Source organism: Euryhalocaulis sp. (genome assembly GCF_013911995.1).
Taxonomy (GTDB): domain Bacteria; phylum Pseudomonadota; class Alphaproteobacteria; order Caulobacterales; family Maricaulaceae; genus Euryhalocaulis; species Euryhalocaulis caribicus.
On sequence record NZ_JACESD010000002.1, the window covers coordinates 1 to 23,279 of the forward strand.

A 23,279-nucleotide genomic window follows, 5' to 3' on the forward strand; every position below is an offset into this window, starting at 1 on the left:
GTCTATAACCTCGGCCTCGGTCGCAGCGGCTTCCGGCGGTTCCCCGCCGGATTTGCCCAGCTCTTCCGGGGAAACCGGTTCGGCCGGGGCATCCCCTGAAATCGGCTCGACAATTTCCAGCCCGCTCGGCTTGTCCGCCGGTTCGGTCTTTTTGGCGCGGCTCCGGCGCGGCCGTTTGGGTTTCTCGTTTTGCGCCGCATCGTCGGATTTTGCAGGTTCGGACGATTTGTCGTCGTCCGACTTCCGGGCCGCGATCTCTTCGGACTTTTCGTCGTCCTTCTGCGCGCCATCCTCTCCGGATTGCTCGGAATTCTGGTTCGAACCGCCCCGGCGGCCGCGTCCGCCCCGGCGTCCGCGACGGCGGCGGCGCTTGGGCTTGTCCGATTTATCTTCACCGGAATCATCCGAAGATGCATCCGACTCGTCGGAATCCTCTTCGGAACATTCGTCATCCGATTTCGGCGCGTCATTGGCTGCATCAGACTGTCTGGATGAATCACCGGAAGAGGATGATCCGCCGCGTCCGCCGCGACGGCGGCGCTTGCGGCGCGGCTTGTCGCTCTGCTCTTCCTGTTCTTCCTGCACTTCCGGCTCGTCTTCATCGGCGATTTCAGGATCGGGCGCTTCCGCCTCGATGGCTTTTTCAGCCTGTACGCGCGCCTGACCGACTTCCGCCTTCTCCTTCGCCGTCAGCTCTTCAAGCTGTTCGATATTCATCTCGGGCGGGGTGAGGGATGGATCGACCTCAATGACGACGCTCATGCCGAAGCGATCTTCCAGCGCCTGAAGCTGATTGCGCTTCTCGTTCAGCAGATACATGGCGACTTCGGACGGCGCGCTGACCCGGACCCGGCGCGAGCGTTCGCGCACGGCCTCTTCCTCCAGCTGACGCAGAGCGTGCAGCGCGGCGGACCGGATCGAGCGGGTGAAGCCCAGCCCGTTACAGGTCGGGCAGGCGCGGGTGGAGCCTTCCAGAAGGCTGGCTCTGCGGCGCTGGCGTGACATTTCCAGCAGGCCGAATTGCGAGATTCGTCCCACCTGCACGCGGGCGCGGTCGGCTTTCAGCGCGTCCTTGAGGCGTTTCTCGACGGCCCGGTTGTTCTTGTTCTCCTCCATATCGATGAAGTCGATCACGATGAGGCCGGCGAGGTCGCGCATCCGCATCTGGCGGCAGGCCTCTTCGGCCGCTTCCAGATTGGTCTTGAGCGCCGTCGCCTCGATATTCCGCTCCTTGGTGGCGCGGCCAGAGTTCACGTCGACGGCGACCAGCGCCTCGGTCGTGTTGATGACCAGGTATCCGCCCGATTTCAGCTGGACGACCGGATTATAGATCTGGTCGATCTGCGTCTCCATCTGGTGACGCTGGAACAGCGGAATCTTGTCGCGATAGGGCTGAACCTTCTTGGCGTGAGAAGGCATCAGCACGCGCATGAAATCCTTGGCCTGCTTATAGGCCTCGTCGCCCTCGACCAGAACATCCTCGATATCCTTGTCATAGAGGTCGCGGATGGAGCGCTTCACGAGATTGCCTTCCTCGTGAACCAGCACAGGCGCGGTGGACTTCAGTGTCTGTTCGCGGATTTTTTCCCACAGCCGCAACAGATAGTCATAGTCGCGCTTGATCTCCGCCTTGGTGCGCTTGGCGCCGGCTGTGCGGATGATCAGGCCCATGCCGTTCGGCACGTTGAGGTCGGAAATGATGCCTTTCAGGCGCTTGCGGTCCGTCGCGCTGGCGATCTTGCGGGAAATCCCGCCGCCGCGGCTGGTATTGGGCATCAGCACGCAATAGCGCCCGGCCAGCGACAGATAGGTCGTCAGCGCCGCGCCTTTATTGCCGCGCTCTTCCTTGACCACCTGCACCAGCATGATCTGACGGCGCTTGATGACTTCCTGGATCTTGTAGCGGCGCATGGCGCGCTTGCGGCGGCGCTCAAGCTGCTCTTCGACGATTTCCTCGTCGTCGTCCTCGGCGTCCTCGGACGCGGCGGCGTCGACCTCATCGGGCTCGTCGTTGTCGGCGGCCTCTTCCTCGATCAGTTTCTGCCGATCCTCGTAGGGGATCTGGTAGTAATCGGGGTGAATTTCGTTGAAGGCGAGGAAGCCGTGCCGGTTTCCGCCATAATCGACAAACGCCGCCTGCAGCGAGGGTTCAACCCTCGTCACCTTGGCGAGATAGATATTTCCGCGAAGTTGTCGTTTAGCGTCCGATTCGTAGTCAAATTCCTCGAGGCGGTTCCCATCCGACACTGCGACCCGGGTTTCCTCCGGGTGCGCTGCGTCGATCAGCATTTTCTTGGCCATGTAGCGGATCTCCTGGTCCGCCGGCGCTCGGTCTAACAAGCGCGGGCGAACGGTGTGCAATCGCGCCCGGGCCGGGAGCATCCCTGCGATTAAGCATTTCGATGTTCAAAGCGGCGGGGCGCATGAGTGATTCCTAAAGTCTGACCGCAGCGGACTGCAGCCGGTGCGAGAAGCTCTTGAAAACTCTGGGCGCGCGAATAGGCATGCGGCGCTCATCAGAGCCAAGAGCCGGTATCTCTGGCGAGGAGGTCAAAGACGGGCGTCTGGTCAGGTAGACCGGCTCGACGCGACGCCGTTGAAAAGCTCCCTCACACGTCGCAATCTGCATCAAATTCACAGAAATGCAAAGCTGCGCGTCTGTTGGAGTTCATCAACCTCGCGTTCAGCATATGGGTATAAACTCTGGCGTTTCATGCTTCTGAAGATCCGGGTTCGTGCTGCAAATGATGCCAACGGCCAAAAAATGCCTTGCCGCGCTGATGTTCTGCCTGCTGGCGGCAACCGGCGCCAGCGCAGGCCAGATCACCGATATCCGTTATGGCGACTTCGACGGCTATACGCGGATCGTCATCGAATCGGACTCTGCGCTGGACTACAGCATTTTCACACTGGCCGAGCAGGGGATGCGGGTTGTCGTGGACCTGCCGCATGTAAAATGGGCGGGGCCGGCGCAACAGATTGGTGAAAACCAGTTGCGCATTGCCGGCCACGGTCCGATTCGGCAGGCGCGCTTTGGTCACTACACCGCCGACACGTCCCGGGTCGTCTTCGATCTGGATCAGCCACTGACCGTGGAGCAGCATTTCTACATGGCGCCGGCCGCTGCGGGCGGATCACATCGCCTGGTGTTCGATCTGCGCCAGACCAATTTTCAGGTTTTTGCTGAAGCGGCGGGCTTCCCCGAAGACGGCGAGGTTGCGCAGGGCAGCCGCGGGGAAATCGCGCAGAACGCGGTGTTCCGGGAATCTTCCACCCGCCGGATTGTTGTGGACGCCGGGCACGGCGGCAAGGACCCCGGCGCGATCGGCATTACCGGAAAGCGCGAGAAAGACGTCAATTTCGCCGCATCGCTGGCCCTGAAAGAGGCGCTCGAGGCGCTGGGCGATTACGAGGTGATCCTCACCCGCTCCACCGATATCTATCTGGACCATGATCTTCGCGTTCAGGTGGCCCGTGAGGGGGGCGCAGACCTGTTTATCTCCCTGCACGCCGATTCGATCGGCAAGCCGGACGTCCGCGGAGCGTCGGTCTATACGCTTTCCAAACGCGGCACCGCGCGCGCCAAGCAGAAAGTGCTGGATAATAACTGGGTCATGGACGTCACGCTGGCCGGGCGCGATCCCGATGTCAGCGGCATTCTTGTGGACCTGGCCCAGCGTGAGACGAAGAACCAGTCGGCCGCATTCGCCGAAATTCTGACCGGAAGGCTGCCTGAAGCCGGCCCGGTTCTGCGCAATACGCACCGGGAAGCGAATTTGTACGTTCTATTGGCTCCTGACGTGCCGGCGGTGCTGCTGGAAATGGGCTTCATGTCCAATCGCGGCGATGAAGCCAATCTCAGCACTCCGTCCTATCGCGAAGGGCTGGCCCGGACAGTCGCCAGCGCGATCGACGACTATTTCGAACAGCGCGAAAGACTCTTCGCCGCCCGTTGATTTTGGCTGTCTGTAACTGACCGCCAGACGTATCAATTGACCGCCCGACTCCTTATTATCGCCTCAAAATGCGGCGACATGCGCTTGCGGAGCGGGATATGGGCGTAACGAAAATTCTTTTGCGCATCGGTTTGATCGGCGGGATTGCCGCGGTCGTCCTGGGACTGGTGGTGCTGGCCGCGGCCGGGATCTATGTGATCCGGGTTACGGACGATCTGCCCGACTATGCGCAGCTGGCCGATTACGAGCCCCCGGTGATGAGCCGCGTGCACGCCGCCGACGGTACGCTGATCGCCGAATATGCGCGCGAACATCGCGCCTTCGTTCCCATCGACGCGGTGCCGCCGAAAGTGATCGAGGCGTTCATTTCCGCCGAGGACAAGAATTTCTACCGCCATGGCGGGCTGGACTATGCCGGCATCATCCGCGCCGCGATGGCGAACGTGCAAAACGTCATGGACGACGACCGGCTTGAGGGCGCGTCCACGATCACACAACAGGTCGCCAAGAACTTCCTGCTGACCAATGACCAGCGGGTATCCCGCAAGGTGCGCGAGATGGTTCTGGCCCGGCGCATGGAGCGCGCCTTCGGCAAGGACAAGATCCTAGAGCTTTACCTGAACGAGATTTATCTGGGGAACCGGTCCTATGGCGTGGCCGCGGCGGCGCTGAACTATTACGGCAAGCCGCTGGACGAATTGACGCTGGCCGAAACCGCCTATCTGGCGGCGTTGCCCAAGGCCCCCAGCAATTATCATCCGCAGCGCCACACCGAACGCGCGATTGCCCGCCGGAACTGGGTGATCGACCGCATGCGCGCGAATAATTATGTCAGCCGCTCCGAAGCGCAGACGGCGAAGAAGGAACCGCTTGAGGTCGCGCCGGGCCGCTTTGGCGTCATTGACGACGACGCGCAGTATTTCGCGGAGGAAGTGCGCCGCTCCCTGATCAGCATGTATGACGAAGACCGTCTTTATGATGGCGGTCTTTCGGTTCGTACGACCCTGAATATGGACCTGCAGCGCGCCGCGCGGGACGCCCTGCGCAAGGGGCTTATTTCCTATGACCGCCGGCATGGCTATCGCGGCGCGTTCGCGACGCTGGATCTTGACGCTGTCGACTGGCGCGAGGCCCTGCCGGAGGTCGAGGCGCTGCCGGATCTGGGCGACTGGGTCGCCGCGGTGGTGCTCGGCGTGGAAAGCCGCAGCGCGGAAATCGGCTTTGTTGACGGTTCGACCGGCAGCCTGGACTTCGAGGCCTCCCGCTGGGCGCGCCCGGCGCGCGACAACGCCCGCGTCGGCGCTGCGCCATCAAACATGAGCGACATCGTTTCCGCCGGCGACGTGATTTATGTCGCGCCGATGGAGGAAGGGGACAGCTACGCCCTGCAACAGGTGCCGGAGGTGAACGGCGCCTTTATGGCGATGGACCCGCATACTGGACGGGTGCGCGCTCTCGTGGGCGGGTTCAGTTTCGCCCATAACGAGTTCAATCGGGCGACACAGGCCTCCCGCCAGCCCGGATCATCCTTCAAGCCGATCGTCTATGCGACGGCGCTGGATAATGGCTTCACCCCCTCGACAGTGGTGCTGGACGCGCCATTCGTGGCGCGCGGGGGCGACGGGAAAATCTACCGGCCGTCCAACTATTCCGGCCGCTCCTACGGCCCCAGCACGCTCCGGCGCGGCATCGAGATGTCGCGGAACCAGATGACCGTGCGTCTGGCCAACAAGGTCAGCATGGATCCGATTGTCCGGTACGCGGAGAATTTCGGTGTGGCGGATGAGGGGCAATATGTCCCCACGCTGGCGATCTCGCTGGGCGCGGGGGAGACGACGCTCTGGCGCATGATTGGCGCTTACGGCGTGTTCGCCAATGGCGGACAGAAAGTTGTCCCGACCGTGATCGACCGGATTCAGGATCGCTACGGAAACACCATTTACCGTCACGATCCGCGCGTCTGCGAGGGCTGTGAGGCGCAGGAATGGGACGGACAGGACGAACCGGAATTGCTGGACCCGCGTGAGCAGGTGATCGACCCGGTTGTGGCCTATCAGATCACCTCCATGCTGGAAGGCGTGGTGGAGCGCGGCACGGCGGCGCGGGCGGTCGGCGCGAAGGTGGACTTCACCCTGGCCGGCAAGACGGGCACGACCAATGATTTCAAGGACGCCTGGTTTGTCGGCTTCGCGCCGGACCTGGTCGCTGGCGTCTATGTTGGCTTCGATCAGCCGCAGACGCTGGGCTATGGCGAGGCGGGCGGCGTTGTCGCCGCGCCGATCTTTGCGGACTTCATGGCCGAGGCGCTGAAAGGGGAAACCAGCGTTCCGTTCCGCGTGCCCTCCGGCGCGCGTCTGGTGCCGATTAACCCGCGCAGCGGCGCCCGCATGGCTTTCAATGCGCCGGGATCTATTCTGGAGCCCTTCAAACCGGGCACGGAACCGCGTCAGCGTCAGGCGACACGCAGCAATATCCGCCTGCCGGGCATGAACGATTTCGGATCCTCCGGCATCGGCATTGCCGGGGCGGACGGGCAGTCCTCGGTCGCGGTGGACGGGGTTATCGGCGCGGATGAGGAAGAGTCGGAAGACGACGAATCCGAGGATACGCTGGGCGGCGTCTATTGACGCGCCGGAGCCGTTGCGTAACCAGATAACAAGCTGATCATCCCGTATTTCATGCAGTAAGGGAGCGTCGTTCGTGCGCGCCGATATCGAATCCGCATCTGAAGAAATCCAGCAGTCGGTTGAACTGCTGAGGAGGCGTCTTTGACTGGGAGAAATCCCTGCGCCAATTGGACGAGCTGAACGCCCGGTCCGAAGACCCTGATATCTGGAACAAGCCGGACGAAGCCCAGAAGCTGATGCGCGAGCGCAACCGGCTGGATTCCGCGGTCAGTGCGGTCCGCAGCATTTCGGAAGAGCTGGAAGCCACTCTGGAAATTGCAGAACTGGCGGACGCCGAAGGCGATTCCGACATGCTGGACGAGGCGGCGGAGGCGCTGGCGAAACTCTCCAAACGCGCCGCCGACGCGGAGCTGGAGGCGCTGCTGTCCGGCGAGGCTGACGCCAATAACGCCTTTGTGGAAATTCATGCGGGCGCCGGCGGCACGGAAAGCCAGGACTGGGCGAACATGTTGCTGCGCATGTATTTGCGCTGGGCCCAGTCGCGCGGGTTCTCAACCGAACTGATTGAGGAAAATTCCGGCGAGGAGGCGGGAATCAAGTCTGCGACCGTACTGGTCAAGGGCGAGAACGCCTATGGCTGGCTAAAGACCGAATCCGGGGTGCATCGGCTGGTGCGGATTTCGCCCTTCGATTCCAGCGCCCGGCGGCACACCAGTTTCGCCAGTGTCTGGATCTATCCAAAAATCGACGAAACGATCGAGATCGAAATTGAAGACAAGGATGTCCGCACGGACACCTATCGCGCGTCAGGCGCGGGCGGACAGCACGTCAACAAGACCGATTCCGCGGTTCGTCTGACCCATACCCCGACAGGCATCGTTGTGCAGTGCCAGAATGACCGGTCACAGCACAAGAACCGCGCAACGGCGTGGGATATGCTGCGCGCCCGGCTCTACGAACTGGAATTGCAGAAGCGCGAGGAAGAGGCCGAAGCCGAGGCTGCGTCCAAGACGGAGATCGGCTGGGGCCGGCAGATCCGCTCTTATGTTCTGCAGCCTTATCAGATGGTGAAGGATCTGCGGACGGGCGTGGAAACATCCGACACGCAAAAAGTTCTGGATGGCGGCCTGGACGAGTTCATGGCCGCCTCTCTGGCCGAGCGGGTGGCCAAGGACACCGAAGAAGAAACGGGGGCCGCGTAACCGCGACCCCCGTCCTTCAGAAATTTTATTTTCTGTCGCTTCTTAGCTGCCCGTTTTCAGGCCTTCCTGCGAGGAAGAACTGGAAGATCCGGAGCTGCTGGACGGCGCATTCGCCGGGCGCGGCTGCTGCTGCGACGCGCCGTTAGACGATGACGGCGAAGCCGAGGACGAAGACTGGGATTGCGAGGCGGCGGGCTTGCCGGCCTTGCCGCCAATCGGGTCTTCGGCGCGGCGGCAATTGCCTTCGAAATAGGCGCCGCTTTCGATCGCCAGCGTCGAATGAATGATGTCGCCTTCGATGCGCGCGGTGGAAGCCAGTTGTACATGGCGCGCGCGGACGCTGCCGGACACATGGCCGCGGATCAGGGCGGTCTCGGCTTCAACTTCGCCTTTCACGGCGGCGTGTTCGCCAACGGTCAGCGAACCGGCGCGGACATCGCCCTCGACGGCGCCGTCCAGTTGAATTTCGCCTTCTGATTGAATTGAGCCATTGATCGCGATGTCAGGGCCCAGAATGGACGGACCCACGGATTTCGCGCTGCGGCGTTGCTGGGGGGCTGCGCTCGTGACGGCGTCCATTTCGAATTCCTCGTCTTTGTCTTTAGCTTTGCTGAACATACTCACCCGCTTTCAGGAACTTGCTCGGATCGTAGACCTTGCCCTTGAACCATACCTCATAATGGAGGTGGGTGCCCGAACTTCTGCCAGTTGATCCCATCAGGCCGATCGAGTCGCCGGTGACGACTTTCGCGCCCTTTTTAACCGTGATTTGCGACAGGTGAGCATAACGAGTCTTGAAGCCGTGGCCGTGATCCACTTCCACGACGCGGCCATATCCGCCTTTCCATCCGGCGAAACTGACCGTGCCCGCCGCGGTGGAAACGACCGGCGCGCGGTAATACGCGGCCATGTCCAGGCCGGTGTGATACGCCGCGTGACGGGTGAACGGATCAACGCGGGAGCCGAAACTGCTGGTCCGGCGCGTCTTTGCGCCCACCGGATTGCCGATCGGGGCGGAGGCGAGCGTCAGCTCCATCTCTTCCGCTTCGGCAATGCGCGCGGCAACACGCGCCACGCGGTCATTGAACATGGAGTCTGTTGAGCCGAAGAGGCCCTCATTGGCCATTTCAATATAAGGCCCGCCCAGTTCCAGTTCTTCGCCGCCATTGAGGTCCGACAGGCGCAGGCCGGTCAGGCGCACAGCTTCGCGCACGGTTTCAATGCGGGCTTCAGCCTTGGTCTCGGCCACCGCCATCAGGCGGTCCTGTTCGGCTTCCAAAGCGGTCAGGCGCGCATTGACGCCATTGGAGGCAAAGTCGCGCGCGGGCGCCTCGCCGGCTTCCGAAAGCACGCGCGACTGGCGCGGCGTCGCGTCGCCCGCGACGGAAGCCATCATGACCCGTCCGCTATTGGCGTCCGCGATCGCGGTTTCGCTGGTGTGATCCAGGAGCTGTTTCAGCGTGGAGTGACGGCGCTCCAGATTGGCCGCCAGCTGTTGAAACTCGACTGTGCGGGTTTGCAGCAGATTGCGCGCTGAAACTTCACGCGAACGCGCTTCCTGCAGAAGCCGTTCATAGTGAGCCACCTTGTAGGCGTTCGCGCGATCATGCGCGCTGATCACATAACCCCTCAGAAAGACCGATGCGGTTCCATATAGAAGCCACATCGCCACGATGAGCACGCTTGCCGCGGCGGCAAGCTGAAGCTTCGTGCCGATGGAGATATATGAAACCCGCCCCTCGGTGCGGTGATAGATCTGCCGTTCTGGAAAAATACGCGCGATTGTCTCGCGCAGCTGCTGCCAGAGACGCATCATCTCAAGTCTGTCCCGCCTAGTTAACCCCTTCGCGGGCGCATAACACCTGATCACGTCCAGCAATTCAAGTGCATGCGCGTATTAGGCGATGAGATTGTAATCTAGCCGTTAACCAAAGGTGTGTTTTGCCGCGATTATAGCAATAAAGACGGGCGCTTCACCGCTTTAACCGGCCGCCTTGGCCGCTTCCAGGACGGCTTCAACATGTCCGGGAACGCGCACCTTGCGCCAGGATTCGATGATTTTTCCGTCAGGACCGATCAGGAAGGTGGAGCGTTCAACGCCCATGAATTTGCGTCCGTACATGTTTTTTTCTTTCCAGACGCCATAGGCCTCGCAAACTGCTGTGTCTTCGTCGGCCAGCAAAGTCACGCTCAGCTCATGCTTGGCCTTGAACTTGTCATGCTTGGCGGCTGTGTCGGGCGAAACGCCAAGAATGACAGCTCCGGCTTTGCGGAACTGGTCGAGATGTTCTGAAAAGGCGATGGCCTCTTTCGTGCAGCCCGGCGTATCGTCTTTCGGATAGAAATACAGAACGACGGTCTGTCCGGAATAATCCTTCAGCGAAACTTCGCCGGATCCGTCGCTTGGAAGCGTGAAATCAGGAGCCTTGTCGCCGGTTTGCAGAGCTTGAGTCATGATATTGTCCCTGTGTCCGAGTTCGGGCTGAACATGGTTTGTGACGCCGCGTCCGTCCAGCCGGGGATTTCATGACGCGCCAGGCGACACGATTGGCGCTGGAGATTGCGGCGCTGGTTTTCATGCTCGCAATTTTCGTTGTGGGCTTTGCGGTTTACCGGCTGTCCGGGGGGCCTGTGGACTTGGAAGTCCTTCGCCCCAACGCGGAAGAAATCTTCGCTGAGGCATTTGACGGCGAAACGGTCGAGCTGGGTGAAATCCGGTCCGAATGGCGGCCGGAATCCCGCGCCATCGTGGTCACGGCCAGCAATGTCACAATCCGGGACGAAACGGGGGAGGTGGTGTCGGTCGCGTCCCGCATCGCCACCGCCTTGCCGGCCGCCTCACTGGCGCAAGGGCGGTTTGCCCCGCTCTGGGTCGAAGCGGAAGGCGGCGCGTTTGCGGTTGTCCGCCGCCGCGACGGATCCTTTGCATTCGGTCTGGGAACGCCGCGCCGCGCCGTGCGCGAGGAGGAAGAAACGACGGAGGGCGCGCCCTCGCTCGACTGGCGCGAATTCGAACTTCCGGATGGCGCCGCCAATCTGCGGCGGCTGGCGCTCAGCGATGTTGTCCTGTTTGTTCAGCTTCGCGATATCGGTCTGAACTGGCGCATCCGTCATGCGTCTCTGGACGCCGACCTGTCGGGCCAGACCCTGTCCGCGGACCTGGCGGGCGAGCTGCTGCAGGAAAACGGTTACGCGACAATTTCAGCGCTGCTTAGCGCCGACCTCGGCGTGAAACGCATTGCGGCGGAAGGAGTCGTCTCAGGCTTCAACCCATCGCAATCGGCGCCGCAACGATTGGCCGGCTGGGCCCGGAGCATTGATGCGCCTCTGGATCTCAACTGGCGCCTGGCGACGGCGCGCGAGGGACGCCTGACGGGCGGGCGGCTGACAGCCCGTCTGGGCGCCGGAGAGGTCGCCTTCGCGGGGCAGCGGCGCCCGATAAGCGGCGCGGACCTGCGCATGCGTTACGAGGCCGGCCGGCAGGCGATGGTTCTGGAGGCGCTGCAACTGGAATCCGATGTGCTCAGTCTTCGCGGCGAGGGCGCGGTCACGAACCTGTTTTCTGACGGAGGCGCGTCTCCGGAAATCGAGCTTTCGCTTGGCGAGTTCGGCCTGGATATGCCCGGTCTGTTTGAAGAGCCGCTTTCATTGACGGCCATAGAATTTGAGGGCGGCCTGCTTCAAGACGATGTCCGCGGCCTGACCATTGACAGACTCTCTACGGATCTGGGCGGGTTCTCGCTCGGGCTTCAGGGCAGTGTCGCGTTCGTTCAGAACGCGGGAGAGTGGGCTTTCTCTAGGCTTTCGCTGGAAGGCGGCACGGAAGGATATGCGTCGCCGCAGGACTTGTTGCGCTACTGGCCTCTGGATTTTGCCGATGGAGGTCGCGTCTGGATCGCTGAGCACGTCGATGCCGGCCGCATACATGACGCCGAATTTGAACTGACCATGACCGATGAGGACGTGGCGCGCGGGCGTCTGAACGAGGACGACATGCGCCTGGCATTCGCGATGGATCAGGGCGAAGTCAGATATGTCTCGACGATGAGCCCGGTGACGCAGGCGAGCGGCAGCGCCGTACTGCGCGGAAATTCCTTTTCCCTGGAAATGGATGAAGGACGCATCGGCGAGATGGTGCTGACCGAGGGGCGCGTTGAGATTCCAAGACTCAAACCCAAAGGCGCGCCAGCCGTTATCGCGGGCGCCGGTCGGGCCACGGCCTCCGATGTTCTGAAATTGCTCGACGAGGAGCCGCTGGGCTTTCCGTCCACCTTCGGCATTGATCCGGACTCTGTTCAGGGCGAAGGGGAAATCCGGTTCGAATTGACACGACCGATGCGCAGCGAAGTGCCGATCGAGCGTATCGGTTTCGATGTGGAAGCCGATTTTGAGAATGTCTCCGCCCCGACCGGCATTGGCGGGCTTCAGATAACTGACGGCAAAGTTCACCTGGAAGGCACGCCCTTTGGCCTGATCGCGCGCGGTCCGGGGCGTATCGGACCGGTCGAAGCCCTAATCTCCTGGGAAGAGCGGTTTGGGGAGCCTGAAGAAATCCCTTCCACGATCTTCAATGTCGAGGCGGTTCTGGATCAGGAAGATTTCGACGCGCTGGGCGTGCCGCTCAGGCAGTTCCTCAATGGGCCGGTCCTGTTTTCCGCGCGGACCGAGGGCGATGGCCTTGCCATTGAGCAGGGCGCCGCTTCGGTCGACCTTACAAGCGCGGCCATCGGCTCTGCGGGCGATTTCTGGAACAAGCCTCAGAACAGCCCGGCCGGGGGACGGTTCGAATTCACCAGGAATGATGACGGGTTCCAGATCAGCTCGGCCCGGCTGACCGGCCCCGGTCTGGAAGCCACAGGCGCGGCGCGATTTTCCGGCCAGGGCCAGTTGGACAATATCCGTCTGGAAACCGTGCGGCTGGACCAGTTCGCTGATTTTTCCCTGAATCTTTCCCGGAATGACGCGATATTCGAACTGGATGTCGAGGGCGATTATCTGGACGCGCGATGGCTGGTCGATCAAATCCTATCCGATGCCGGCGCCGGAAAACTCGGGATTCCGGTTTCCGCGGATATCGTTCTCGACCGGGCCGTGATCTCCGACGCCCTGACCGCGGAGCAGGTCACGGTTGCGTTTGATCATTCCGGAGAACGGATCGAAACGGCCAGCGTTGACGCGCGCGCGGCTGGCGAGCCGGTCGCCATCCGGCTTGCGCCGGGGACGGGCGAGGCCCGAACCCTGTCGGCCTCGGCTCAGGACGCGGGGCTGCTGTTTGAGGCGCTGTTCGGGATCGATCAGGTTCGCGGCGGGCGCTTTACGCTCGATGGACGGTCCGAGGCCGCCGACGCGCCGTGGAATTTTGAAGCCCGCGTTGAAGAGTTCGATCTGGTTCGCGCGCCGATTCTGGCGCGACTGTTTGCGCTGGCCTCGCTTCAGGGGCTGGCCGACGTTCTGGGCGGCAGCGGTCTCAGCTTCAATGAAATGATTGCCGAGGCGTCTCTGGACCAGGGGCGCATCCGGATCGAGCAGGCGCGTGCGTCCGGTCAGGCGCTGGGAATCACCACTTCAGGCGAAATCGATATGCCGCGCAGCGAGCTGGCGCTGAACGGCGTTCTGGTGCCGTCTTATGGCGTAAACGCCTCCGTTGGCGCTTTGCCGGTTATCGGCGATCTCCTGACGTCCCGTGAAGGCGAGGGGCTGTTCGCGTTGACCTACTCGGTCAGCGGGCCATTCGATCAGACACAGGTGGTGGTGAATCCGCTTTCCGCGCTGGCGCCGGGCATATTCCGCCGGATTTTTGAGGGCGGCGTGTCTCTGGAAGAAGCGCAGGCCGAAGCCGCCCGGCAATCCGCGGAAACGCCGGATGAGGAACCCGCGGTCGAACAACAGCCTGAATCCGGGGGCGAGCCGGGCGAGGAGCCGCCCGGCTAGACGATTTTCAGAAGCGCGTGACGTTTCTTGCCGACGGACAGTTTTACAGCGCCGTCGCGGATATCCTTGTCCGTCAGGGTTGCGAACGGATCCTCGACCTTCTCGTCATTCACTTTCAAAGCGCCGCCCTTGATGTGACGGCGCGCCTCGCCGCGGGACTCTACCAGCTCGGCGCGTTCGAACGCTTCCAGAAGCCCAAGTCCGCTTTGCAACTCCGCCGCCGGAATTTCGACCGAAGGCAGGTCCGCGCTCGCGCCGCCCTGCTCGAAGGTCTCGCGCGCGGCGGCCTCCGCCTTACGGGCTTCGTCCGCGCCGTGCAGCATCGCGGTGGCTTCATTGGCAAGCCTGATCTTGGCGTCGTTGATGTCCGCGCCTTCCAGCGATTCCAGCCGCTCGACCTCGTCCAGGGGCAGGTCGGTGAACAGGCGCAGGAAGCGGCCGACATCGGCGTCTTCGGTGTTCCGCCAGAATTGCCAGTACTGATAGGGGCCAAGACGGTCCGGGTTCAGCCAGACAGCGCCATCCGCCGTCTTGCCCATTTTCACGCCGGACGCGGTGGTGATCAGCGGCGTCGTGAAGCCGTAGGCTTCCGCGCTGTCGACCCGGCGGCAGAGCTCCACGCCATTGACGATATTGCCCCACTGATCCGCGCCGCCCAGTTGCAGCTGACAGCCGCGCGCGCGGTTCAATTCCAGGAAATCGACCGCCTGCAGCAACATGTAATTGAATTCGAGGAAGGTCAGCGGCTGTTCGCGGTCGAGCCGGCTTTTCACCGAGTCGAAGGTCAGCATCCGGTTGATGGTGAAATGCCGTCCGAACTCGCGCAGGAATTCCAGATAGGAATATTCGGACAGCCAGGCGTCGTTATCGACGACAATGGCCTTGTCCATGTCCAGCAGCGCATGGAAGGGCTTCAGAATGCCTTCCTTGTTCGCCGCGATGTCCTCCGGCGTGAGAACCGGGCGCTGGCTGTCCTTGCCGGATGGATCGCCGATCTTCGTTGTTCCGCCGCCCAGCAGGACGATCGCGGTGTGGCCGGCCTGTTGCAGGCGGCGCAGCATCATGATCTGAACCAGGCTGCCGACGTGAAGGCTGGAAGCGGTCGCGTCGAAACCGATATAGCCTGTCACGGTCTGGCGGGCGGCCAGCGCGTCCAGGCCCTCGATATCAGTCGCCTGATAGAGATAGCCGCGTCCGGCCAGGGTCTTTATGAGATCGGATTTGTATTGCATAGGCCGCGCCTTCTATCACGGCGCGGACGAGAGGGAAGGGCTTAATGGCGGCGAAGCTATACCGCGCAATCGGTTTCATGACCGGCACGTCTATGGACGGCCTCGACGGCGCGATTCTGGAAACTGACGGCGAAAGCCTGATCCGGCCGCGCGCGTGCCTTTCGCTTCCCTTCGATGATGGCGTGCGCGGGCATATTCTGGCCGCGGTGAAAGCGGCGCGCGCGTGGGGTTTTGAGGGGGAGGAGCCCGCGGAAGCTTTCGCGCTGGCAGAAGACGCGCTGACCGAGTTGCATGCGGAAGCGACGGCCCAGCTTCTGGAAATGGAAGGTCTGACCGAGGCGAATATTGATGTCATCGGATTTCACGGTCAGACCGTTCTCCACCGGGCGCCCTCGGCGCGCGCGACCGGGCGGACCCGGCAGCTCGGCCGGGGCGCCGCGCTGGCGCGTCTGACAGGCATCGACGTGGTCAATGATTTCCGCGCGGCCGATGTCGCCGCCGGCGGGCAGGGCGCGCCGTTCGCGCCGCTCTATCACGCGGCTCTGGCCAAACGGGACGGGCTGGAACGGCCGCTGGGCGTGGTCAATCTGGGCGGCGTGGGCAACATCACCCTGATTGATGCGGATGGCGGGATACTGGCTTTTGACACCGGCCCCGCAAACGGTCCGATTGACGACTGGGTCGGCGGAGAAGGCGACCGGCTGTTCGATGAGGGCGGCGCGCTGGCGCAAGCCGGAAATCTTGACGAGGCCCGCCTGCGGAGGCTGCTGAACCATCCCTATTTCGAGACGCAGCCGCCAAAGTCGCTGGACCGTCAGGACTTCACCAGCGCCATGGCGGAAGGGCTGTCCACTGAAGACGGCGCGGCCCTGCTGACCGAATTTGCCGCCGCCTCGGTCGTCCGTGGTCTGGAGTGGGCGGCGGAACGGCCGCGGCGGCTGATCGTCACCGGCGGCGGGCGCAACAATCCCGTGTTGATGGACGCGTTGCGCCGTCGCGCCGGCGTGCCTGTTGATCCTGTCGAGGCCGTGGGCTGGCGCGGCGATGTGCTGGAAGCGGAGCTGTTTGCCTGGCTGGCGGTCAGGTCGCTGCGCGGCTGGCCGCTGTCGGTTCCCGCCACCACCGGCGTGCAGGAACCCATGACAGGCGGCGTTTTGAGCCGCGCGGCGGTCTAGCTTTCGTCCTTGTCCGGATCGGGCACGAAATTGCCGCCCCAGGCCGGGGGCAGCCGCGTGTCGAGATAGGCGTTGACCGCCTTTTCCATCTCTTCGGCCTTGTTCTGGAAGAAGTGGCCGGCGCCGGGGATCGTCTCATGCGTGATCACGCGGCCCTTCTGGACGCGGATCTTCGGCACCACGCGCTGGACATCGTCCGGCGGCACGATCTTGTCTTCCGAACCATTCAGGATCAGGCCGGATGACGGGCAGGGCGCCAGGAAGGAGAAATCATACATATTGGTCGGCGGCGCGACGGAGATGAAACCGTCAATCTCCGGCCGGCGCATCAGGAGCTGCATGGCGATATAGGCGCCAAAGGAATGTCCCCCGACCCAGCTGAGCGGCGCGTTCGGGTTCAGCGCCTGGAACCAGTCCAGCGCCGTGGCCGCGTCGGACAGTTCGCCGAGCCCCTGGTCCCAGCTGCCCTGGCTGCGGCCGACGCCGCGGAAATTGAAGCGGAGAACCGAGAAGCCGCGATCCTTGAACAGGTCGAACAGCGACAGCGTCAGCTGGGTGTTCATATTGCCGCCCCCGTTCGGGTGCGGGTGCAGGATCAGCGCGACTGGGGCGTTTTCGGAACGGCCGGGACGGTAGCGTCCCTCAAGGCGGCCGGCGGGGCCCGGAATAATGACGTCAGGCATGGGTCTCCAGAGGTTTCGCGGATAGCGGTTGGAATACTTGACTAATTCAGTCGGAAAACATAGCTCCCGCATGAACCGCCGCTTCAAGAGCGCGCGCTTTTAGCAAACGGCTTCTTGAATTGCGAGAGTCCGTTCAGTCCTTGAAGGATATAGAGACGTGCAACTGACCGCGAAAGGGCGATACGCCGTGACCGCGCTGGCCGATCTTGCGGCCCGTGACGGCGCGCCGGCCTCGCTCGCCGACATCGCCGAGGCGCAGTCACTGTCCCGGCCTTTTCTTGAGCAGTTGTTTTCCAAGCTGCGTCAGGCCGGGCTGGTCGAAAGCGTGCGCGGACCGGGCGGTGGATACCGGATGGCGCGGGACATGGACGATATCGCCATCGCGGACATCCTGACCGCGGTGGGCGAAACGGTGCGCTCCACGGGCTGTTCGTCAAAGAAGGTCGAGGCCTGCACCGGCGCATCGGGGCGTTGCCTCTCGCACCCGCTCTGGTCGGCGCTGGATACTCATATCGAGGATTTTCTGGGCTCGGTCACGCTGGCCCATGTCGTCTCGCAGGACTTCCCGCAAACTGCGGAGGCCCGCCCGTGAGCCGTGAACTTGTCTATCTCGATCACAACGCCACTTCGCTGCTTCGTCCCGAAGCGCGGGAGGCGATGCTGGCCGCCATGGATGCGGGCGGCAATCCGTCCTCCACCCATGCCGCCGGCCGCGCGGCGCGCAGCACGATCGAGGATGCGCGTGAAGCCATCGCGGGCCGTTCCGGGGCGTGCGCCGAAGACCTGATTTTTACATCCGGGGGCACAGAGGCGATCAATCTGGCCCTGGCCAGCGCCATCAGCGCCGGGGCCGGGCGCCTGATCGTTTCTGCCATTGAACATGATGCGGTGATTGATTTCGCGAAAGCGTCCGGCGTGGAAACGCAATTTGTTCCCGTTACGCCGCAAGGCGTTCTGGATCTGGATGCGTTGAAGGATTTGCTGGGCGAGGATGGTTCTGACGCCCTTGTCGCTGTCATGCTGGTCAATAACGAAACCGGCGTGATTCAGCCTGTCGCGGAGGCGGCGGAGCTGGCGCATGAGGCTGGCGCGCGCATCCATGTCGACGCCGTTCAGGCGCTTGGCAAGATCGAAATGTCGATGACCGAGCTTGGCGCCGATTATCTCTCCCTGACCGCGCACAAGCTTGGCGGTCCTCAGGGAGCGGGTGCGCTGGCGATTGGCGAGGGCGCGCCGCTGGTCCGGCGCCAGCATGGCGGCGGGCAGGAGCGGGGACGCCGCTCGGGCACAGAGAACGTGGCGGCCATCGCCGGGTTCGGCGCCGCGGCCGCCGCGGCTGAACCGGCTGATTACGCGAAACTGGCCGGCATCCGCGACGCCATGGAGGCGCGCCTGAAAGCCGCCGCGCCGGAAATTGTCATTCTCGGCGAGGACGTGGCGCGCGCGCCGAACACGCTTTGCTTTTACGCCCCCGGCTTCAGCTCCGAGACGCAGGTCATGTCGATGGACCTTGCCGGGTTCGCGATCAGCGCGGGCGCGGCCTGTTCATCCGGCAAGGTGGCGCGCAGCCATGTGCTGAGCGCCATGGGCCTTGGCGATGAACTGGCGGCCTCGGCGATCCGGGTCAGCCTGGGATGGAATACAGAGGCCGGGCAGGGCGAGGCTTTCGCCGACGCCTGGCTGGACGCCTATGACCGCGTGAAAACGCGCGCGGCCTGAAACTAAAGGAAAGACAGAGGCTTATATGCCTGCGGTTAAAGAAACAGTCGAAGACGTCAAAGGTCTGGAATCCGACAAGTACAAGTACGGCTTCTCGACCGAGATCGAGCAGGAGTTCGCGCCCAAGGGGCTGGATGAAGAGACGATCCGCTTCATCTCGGCCAAGAAGGGCGAGCCGGACTGGATGCTGGAATACCGGCTGAACGCCTATCAGCGCTGGCTGACCATGGAGGAGCCGCACTGGGCGCTCGTGAACTTCCCGCCCATCGACTACCAGGACGCCTATTATTATGCCGAGCCGAAATCCGGCGCGAAATATGACAGCATCGACGACGTCCCCAAGGAGCTTCTCGACACCTATGAGAAGCTGGGCATCCCGCTGCGCGAGCAGGAAGTGCTGGCGGGCGTGAAAGATGCGCCGAAGGTCGCCGTGGACGCGGTGTTTGACTCTGTCTCCGTCGCCACGACCTTCAAGAAGGAGCTTGAGAAGGCCGGCGTGATTTTCATGTCGATCTCCGAAGCGCTGCGCGAACACCCGGAACTGGTGCGCAAATATCTCGGCACCGTGGTGCCGACCTCCGACCATTTCTTCGCCGCGCTCAATTCGGCGGTTTTCTCTGACGGCACGTTTGTCTATGTGCCCGAGGGCGTGCGCTGCCCGATGGAGCTTTCGACCTATTTCCGCATGAACGCGGAAGGCACCGGGCAATTCGAACGGACGCTGATCGTTGCCGCCAAGGGGGCCTATGTCTCCTATCTGGAGGGCTGCACCGCCCCGATGCGCGACGAGAACCAGCTTCACGCCGCCATCGTCGAACTGGTCGCCGAAGAGGACGCGGAGATCAAATACTCCACCGTCCAGAACTGGTGGCCGGGCGACGCCGACGGCAAGGGCGGGGTGTATAATTTCGTGACCAAGCGCGGCGAATGCCGCGGCGACCGCTCCAAGATTTCATGGACGCAGGTGGAGACCGGCTCCGCCATCACCTGGAAATATCCCTCCTGCATTCTCAAGGGGAAGGAGAGCCAGGGCGAGTTCTATTCGGTGGCCATCACGAACGGCCATCAGCAGGCCGATACCGGCACCAAGATGATCCATCTGGGCGAGAACACGCGCTCGCGCATCATCTCCAAGGGCATTTCGGCGGGTAAATCGTCCAATGCCTATCGCGGCCTGGTCCGCGCCAACCCGACCGCCAGGGGCGCCCGCAACTTTACCCAGTGCGACTCCCTGCTGATCGGGGATGAATGCGCGGCGCACACGGTGCCGTATGTCGAGGCCCGCACGCCGCACGCGACCTTCGAGCACGAGGCGACGACCTCAAAGCTCTCCGAGGACCAGCTCCACTATGTCCGCCAGCGCGGCCTGTCGGAGGAGGACGCCGTGGCGCTGCTGGTCAACGGGTTCTGCAAGGACGTGCTTCAGCACCTCCCCATGGAGTTCGCCGTGGAGGCGCAGGCGCTGGTGAAGGTCAGCCTGGAGGGGAGCGTCGGCTGATCGCCGCGCGCCTCACGCTTGTATTTAAAGGGATTGATGATGTTGAAAATCGAAAATCTGCACGTGTCCGTCGAGGACAAGGAAATCCTCAAAGGGCTGAGCCTTGAGGTTCCGGCCGGCGAGGTGCACGCCATCATGGGGCCGAACGGCGCGGGCAAGTCCACGCTGGCCCATGTCGCGACGGGTCGCGATGGCTACGAAATTACGGACGGCTCGATCACCTTGAAAGGCGAAGAGCTGACGGAAATGGAGCCGGAGGAGCGCGCCGCCAAGGGCCTCTTCCTGTCTTTCCAGTATCCGCTTGAGCTGGCCGGCGTTCCGACGCTGACCTTCCTGCGCACGGCCCTCAACGCCCAGCGCAAGGCGCGCGGCGAGGAGGAAATCTCCGCGCCGGACTTCATGAAAAAGGCGCGTGCGGCGGCCGAGACGCTAAAGATGCCGATGGACATGCTGAAACGCTCTCTCAATGCCGGTTTCTCCGGCGGCGAGAAGAAGCGCATGGAGATTTTCCAGGCGCTGATCCTTGAGCCGGATTTCCTGATTCTGGACGAGACCGATTCCGGGCTGGACATTGATGCGCTGAAGGTCGTGGCCGAGGGCGTGGACAATCTGCGCAACGCCGATCGCGGCATGCTGGTCATCACCCACTATCAGCGGCTTCTGGATTACCTGGCGCCGGACAAAGTCCACGTCATGGCGCAGGGCCGCATTATGGACAGCGGCGGGCCGGAGCTTGCCCGTGCGCTGGAAAGCGATGGCTATGACCGCTATCTGGAGGATGCGGCGTGAGCCTGCCCCAGCATAAGCCAACCCCGACCGAAGCCGCCTTTCGCGAGGCCTATGAGGCGCTGGACGCCTCGGGCGGCCGCGCGCAGTCCTGGGCGGCCTTTGCCGAGCAAGGCCTGCCGCACAAGCGGGTCGAGGAATGGAAATGGTCCGATGTCCGCCAGACCCTGCGCCAGCCGCGCGGCCAGTCCGGCGCTGTTGAATCGGACATTTCACCCGCGCAGGCATTTGGCGCCGCCGGGGCCGCCGAGATTGTTTTTGCCAATGGCCGTCTGATTGGCGAGCCCGAGCTTCCCGAGGGCGCGATCCTGCACCGTCAGGACGAGGCGAATCCGCCGGGCGAACGCGAATCCTATCCGCTGGCCGCTCTGGCTGGCGCTCTGACGCTGGAAACCGGGGCTTATGTCCTCGAGATTGACGGCGACGTGTCCAGGCCGATCCAGTTGCGCCTGATCTCGGAGGGCGAGGGGGCGCACCATTTGCGTCTGTCCGTCGTGGTCCGTGAAAACGCCAGCGCCACGATTCTGGAAAGCCATGAAGGCGAAGGCGCGCCCTACGCCAATACGCTGGTCGAGCTGGGCCTGCAGCGGAACGCGCGCCTGAATCGCTATATCATCCATCAGGGCTCTGCGGATGTGGTGAACACCACGACAACTTTGGGTCATGTTGCCGAAAGGGCCGGCTATCGTCAGGCCATCCTGACTTTCGGCGGCGCCCTGACGCGTTTTGACGCGCGCCTGACATGTGAAGGCGACGAAACCGATATCCGGCTCGACGGCGCCTATCTCCTGGATGGGCAGCGTCATGCGGATCTGACCTCGGTGGTGGATCACCGGGGCGAGGGCTCGGTGACGCAGCAGGTCGTGAAGGGCGTGGTCGATGATCGCGGACGCGGCGCGTTTCAGGGCCGCTTCGATGTGGCGCGCGGCGCACAAAAGACCGATGCTCAGATGCAGCACCATGCGCTGCTGCTAAGCGAGCGCGCGCAGTCGAACGCCAAGCCTGAGTTGATGATCTTTGCCGATGATGTGCAATGCGCGCATGGCAACACGGTCGGGGCGCTGGATGAAAATGCGCTGTTCTATATGCGCTCGCGCGGCATCGACGCCGCATCCGCCCGCGCTTTGCTGATCGAGGCCTTTATCTCCGAGGCGTTCGCGCATATTCCTGACGATGTTCAGGAAGAATTTATTGCGCGTTCGCGTGAATGGTTGGAGAAAAAGTGATGAGCATGACGTCCGGCAAAGAAAAGAATTTCGATCCGCTCGCGTTCAAGAGCGAATTTCCGATCTTTGAACGGACCATCCGCGACAAGCCTCTGGTCTATCTGGACAGCGCCGCGTCCGCCCAGAAACCGCGCGCGGTGATCGACGCCGTAACGCAGGCGATGGAGCATTCCTTCGCCAACGTGCATCGCGGCCTGCACACCATGGCCAATGAGACGACCGAGGCTTTTGAAGGCGCCCGCGCGGAAGTCGCGCGGTTCCTGAATGCGCCGTCTGCCGACAATATCGTTTTCACGCGCGGCACGACCGAGGCGATCAACCTGGTCGCGTCCAGTTTCGGGGCTGAGCTGGAGGCGGGGGACGAGATTATCCTCTCCCAGATGGAGCATCACTCCAATATTGTCCCCTGGCACTTCCTTCGCGAGCGTCAGGGCGTGGTGCTGAAATGGGTTCCGGTGACCGAGGATGGCCGCATCGACATGGACGCCTATGCGGAGGCTTTCAGCGACCGCACGAAGCTGGTGACCATGACCCACATGTCGAACGTTACGGGCACCCGCACCGATGGCGACAAGATCGTCAGCATGGCGCATGACAAGGGCGTGCCGGTCCTGCTGGACGGGTCCCAGTCCGCCGTTCACGGCCATGTGGACGTGCAGGCGCTGGACGTCGATTTCTTCGCCATCACCGGCCACAAGATTTACGGACCGACCGGCATTGGGGCGCTTTACGCGAAGTCCGAACAGCTGAATCGCATCCGTCCCTATCAGGGGGGCGGCGAAATGATCGCCGAATTGTTTGAGGACCGCGTGGTCTATGCCGACGCGCCGGCGAAGTTCGAGGCGGGCACCCCGCCGATCATCGACGCCATCGGCCTCGGCGCGGCCCTGAAATGGCTGGACACTCAGGACCGCGACGGCATGGAGGCGCATGAGTGTGCGCTTCTGGACAAGACCATGACGGGGCTGGCGGAGTTCGAAGATCTGCGGGTGATCGGCACGGCGCAGAACAAGGCCTCGATCATCACCTTCGTGATGGGCAAGGCGCACGCCCATGACGCGGCCCAACTTCTGGACCGCTATGGCGTGGCGGTGCGCGCCGGTCATCACTGCGCCCAGCCGCTGATGCGCCGGTTCGACGCCAGCTCCAGCGTGCGGGCCAGCTATGCGGCCTATAACACGATGGACGATGTGGAAACTTTCCTGGACGCCTTGCGAAGCGTCCGCGGCATCCTGATGTAGGAA

Annotated in this window: 17 protein-coding genes; 11 read left to right on the plus strand and 6 right to left on the minus strand. The window is 62.9% G+C overall.

The window, feature by feature from the left end:
• Window positions 1-2,301, minus strand: a 2,301-nt coding sequence (locus H2040_RS00655; protein WP_287153414.1) for an Rne/Rng family ribonuclease, incomplete at its 3' end; no start/stop codon positions are given.
• Between the two features lie 443 nt (window positions 2,302-2,744).
• On the opposite strand from H2040_RS00655, the gene H2040_RS00660 reads away from it, so the two are divergent.
• From H2040_RS00660 to prfB, 3 genes are all read left to right on the plus strand, one after another.
• Complete coding sequence (locus H2040_RS00660; protein ID WP_287153594.1) at window positions 2,745-3,956, plus strand: N-acetylmuramoyl-L-alanine amidase; 1,212 nt, start codon at window positions 2,745-2,747, stop codon at window positions 3,954-3,956.
• A 98-nt stretch (window positions 3,957-4,054) separates the two neighbouring features.
• The gene (locus tag H2040_RS00665) at window positions 4,055-6,583 is read left to right on the plus strand and encodes a penicillin-binding protein 1A (RefSeq protein ID WP_287153416.1); all 2,529 of its coding nucleotides are present in this window, start codon (window positions 4,055-4,057) and stop codon (window positions 6,581-6,583) included.
• 73 nt (window positions 6,584-6,656) lie between these two features.
• Window positions 6,657-7,785, plus strand: a protein-coding gene (prfB, locus tag H2040_RS00670) for a peptide chain release factor 2 (RefSeq protein WP_152485842.1) whose coding sequence is annotated in 2 segments (ribosomal slippage) — window positions 6,657-6,725 and window positions 6,727-7,785 — 1,128 coding nt in all. Because the reading frame shifts where the segments join, the coding sequence is not laid out codon by codon here.
• 42 nt (window positions 7,786-7,827) lie between these two features.
• Here prfB and H2040_RS00675 read toward each other — a convergent pair.
• The 3 genes from H2040_RS00675 to bcp form a co-directional block, all read right to left on the minus strand.
• Window positions 7,828-8,403, minus strand: coding sequence for a bactofilin family protein (locus H2040_RS00675; protein ID WP_022697705.1), 576 nt, complete (start codon window positions 8,401-8,403; stop codon window positions 7,828-7,830).
• Window positions 8,387-9,601 (minus strand): M23 family metallopeptidase, encoded by a 1,215-nt coding sequence (locus H2040_RS00680; protein WP_022697706.1) that lies wholly within the window; start codon window positions 9,599-9,601, stop codon window positions 8,387-8,389. The genes H2040_RS00675 and H2040_RS00680 overlap by 17 nt, the downstream gene beginning before the upstream one ends.
• Before the next feature lie 165 nt (window positions 9,602-9,766).
• Complete coding sequence (bcp, locus tag H2040_RS00685; protein ID WP_287153422.1) at window positions 9,767-10,240, minus strand: thioredoxin-dependent thiol peroxidase; 474 nt, start codon at window positions 10,238-10,240, stop codon at window positions 9,767-9,769.
• A 71-nt stretch (window positions 10,241-10,311) separates the two neighbouring features.
• Here bcp and H2040_RS00690 point away from each other — a divergent pair, with 71 nt between their 5' ends.
• Complete coding sequence (locus H2040_RS00690) at window positions 10,312-13,716, plus strand: DUF3971 domain-containing protein (RefSeq protein WP_287153424.1); 3,405 nt, start codon at window positions 10,312-10,314, stop codon at window positions 13,714-13,716.
• Here the strand turns inward: H2040_RS00690 and tyrS are convergent.
• On the minus strand, window positions 13,713-14,948 hold the full coding sequence (gene tyrS / locus H2040_RS00695) for a tyrosine--tRNA ligase (RefSeq protein WP_287153426.1): 1,236 nt from the start codon (window positions 14,946-14,948) through the stop codon (window positions 13,713-13,715). The two genes, H2040_RS00690 and tyrS, sit on opposite strands and share 4 nt — an antisense overlap.
• A gap of 44 nt (window positions 14,949-14,992) precedes the next feature.
• Here tyrS and H2040_RS00700 point away from each other — a divergent pair, with 44 nt between their 5' ends.
• Window positions 14,993-16,123, plus strand: a complete 1,131-nt coding sequence (locus tag H2040_RS00700) for an anhydro-N-acetylmuramic acid kinase (protein WP_287153428.1) — start codon at window positions 14,993-14,995, stop codon at window positions 16,121-16,123.
• Here H2040_RS00700 and H2040_RS00705 read toward each other — a convergent pair.
• Window positions 16,120-16,806, minus strand: a complete 687-nt coding sequence (locus H2040_RS00705; protein ID WP_287153430.1) for an alpha/beta hydrolase — start codon at window positions 16,804-16,806, stop codon at window positions 16,120-16,122. The genes H2040_RS00700 and H2040_RS00705 overlap by 4 nt on opposite strands.
• A gap of 157 nt (window positions 16,807-16,963) precedes the next feature.
• Here H2040_RS00705 and H2040_RS00710 point away from each other — a divergent pair, with 157 nt between their 5' ends.
• Genes H2040_RS00710 through H2040_RS00735 form a run of 6 tightly spaced genes read left to right on the plus strand, consistent with a single transcriptional unit; the run spans window position 16,964 to window position 23,276 of the window.
• The gene (locus H2040_RS00710; protein ID WP_287153434.1) at window positions 16,964-17,398 is read left to right on the plus strand and encodes an Rrf2 family transcriptional regulator; all 435 of its coding nucleotides are present in this window, start codon (window positions 16,964-16,966) and stop codon (window positions 17,396-17,398) included.
• Window positions 17,395-18,525 (plus strand): cysteine desulfurase family protein, encoded by a 1,131-nt coding sequence (locus tag H2040_RS00715; RefSeq protein WP_287153436.1) that lies wholly within the window; start codon window positions 17,395-17,397, stop codon window positions 18,523-18,525. Before H2040_RS00710 ends, H2040_RS00715 begins: the two co-directional genes overlap by 4 nt.
• Window positions 18,526-18,550: 25 nt before the next feature.
• Complete coding sequence (gene sufB, locus H2040_RS00720) at window positions 18,551-20,023, plus strand: Fe-S cluster assembly protein SufB (RefSeq protein WP_287153438.1); 1,473 nt, start codon at window positions 18,551-18,553, stop codon at window positions 20,021-20,023.
• A 39-nt stretch (window positions 20,024-20,062) separates the two neighbouring features.
• A complete protein-coding gene (gene sufC, locus H2040_RS00725; protein WP_287153440.1) occupies window positions 20,063-20,812 on the plus strand; it encodes a Fe-S cluster assembly ATPase SufC in 750 nt (249 codons plus the stop codon).
• Complete coding sequence (gene sufD, locus H2040_RS00730; protein ID WP_287153442.1) at window positions 20,809-22,035, plus strand: Fe-S cluster assembly protein SufD; 1,227 nt, start codon at window positions 20,809-20,811, stop codon at window positions 22,033-22,035. The genes sufC and sufD overlap by 4 nt, the downstream gene beginning before the upstream one ends.
• Window positions 22,036-22,040: 5 nt before the next feature.
• Complete coding sequence (locus tag H2040_RS00735; protein ID WP_287153444.1) at window positions 22,041-23,276, plus strand: cysteine desulfurase; 1,236 nt, start codon at window positions 22,041-22,043, stop codon at window positions 23,274-23,276.
• Window positions 23,277-23,279: the final 3 nt, after the last annotated feature.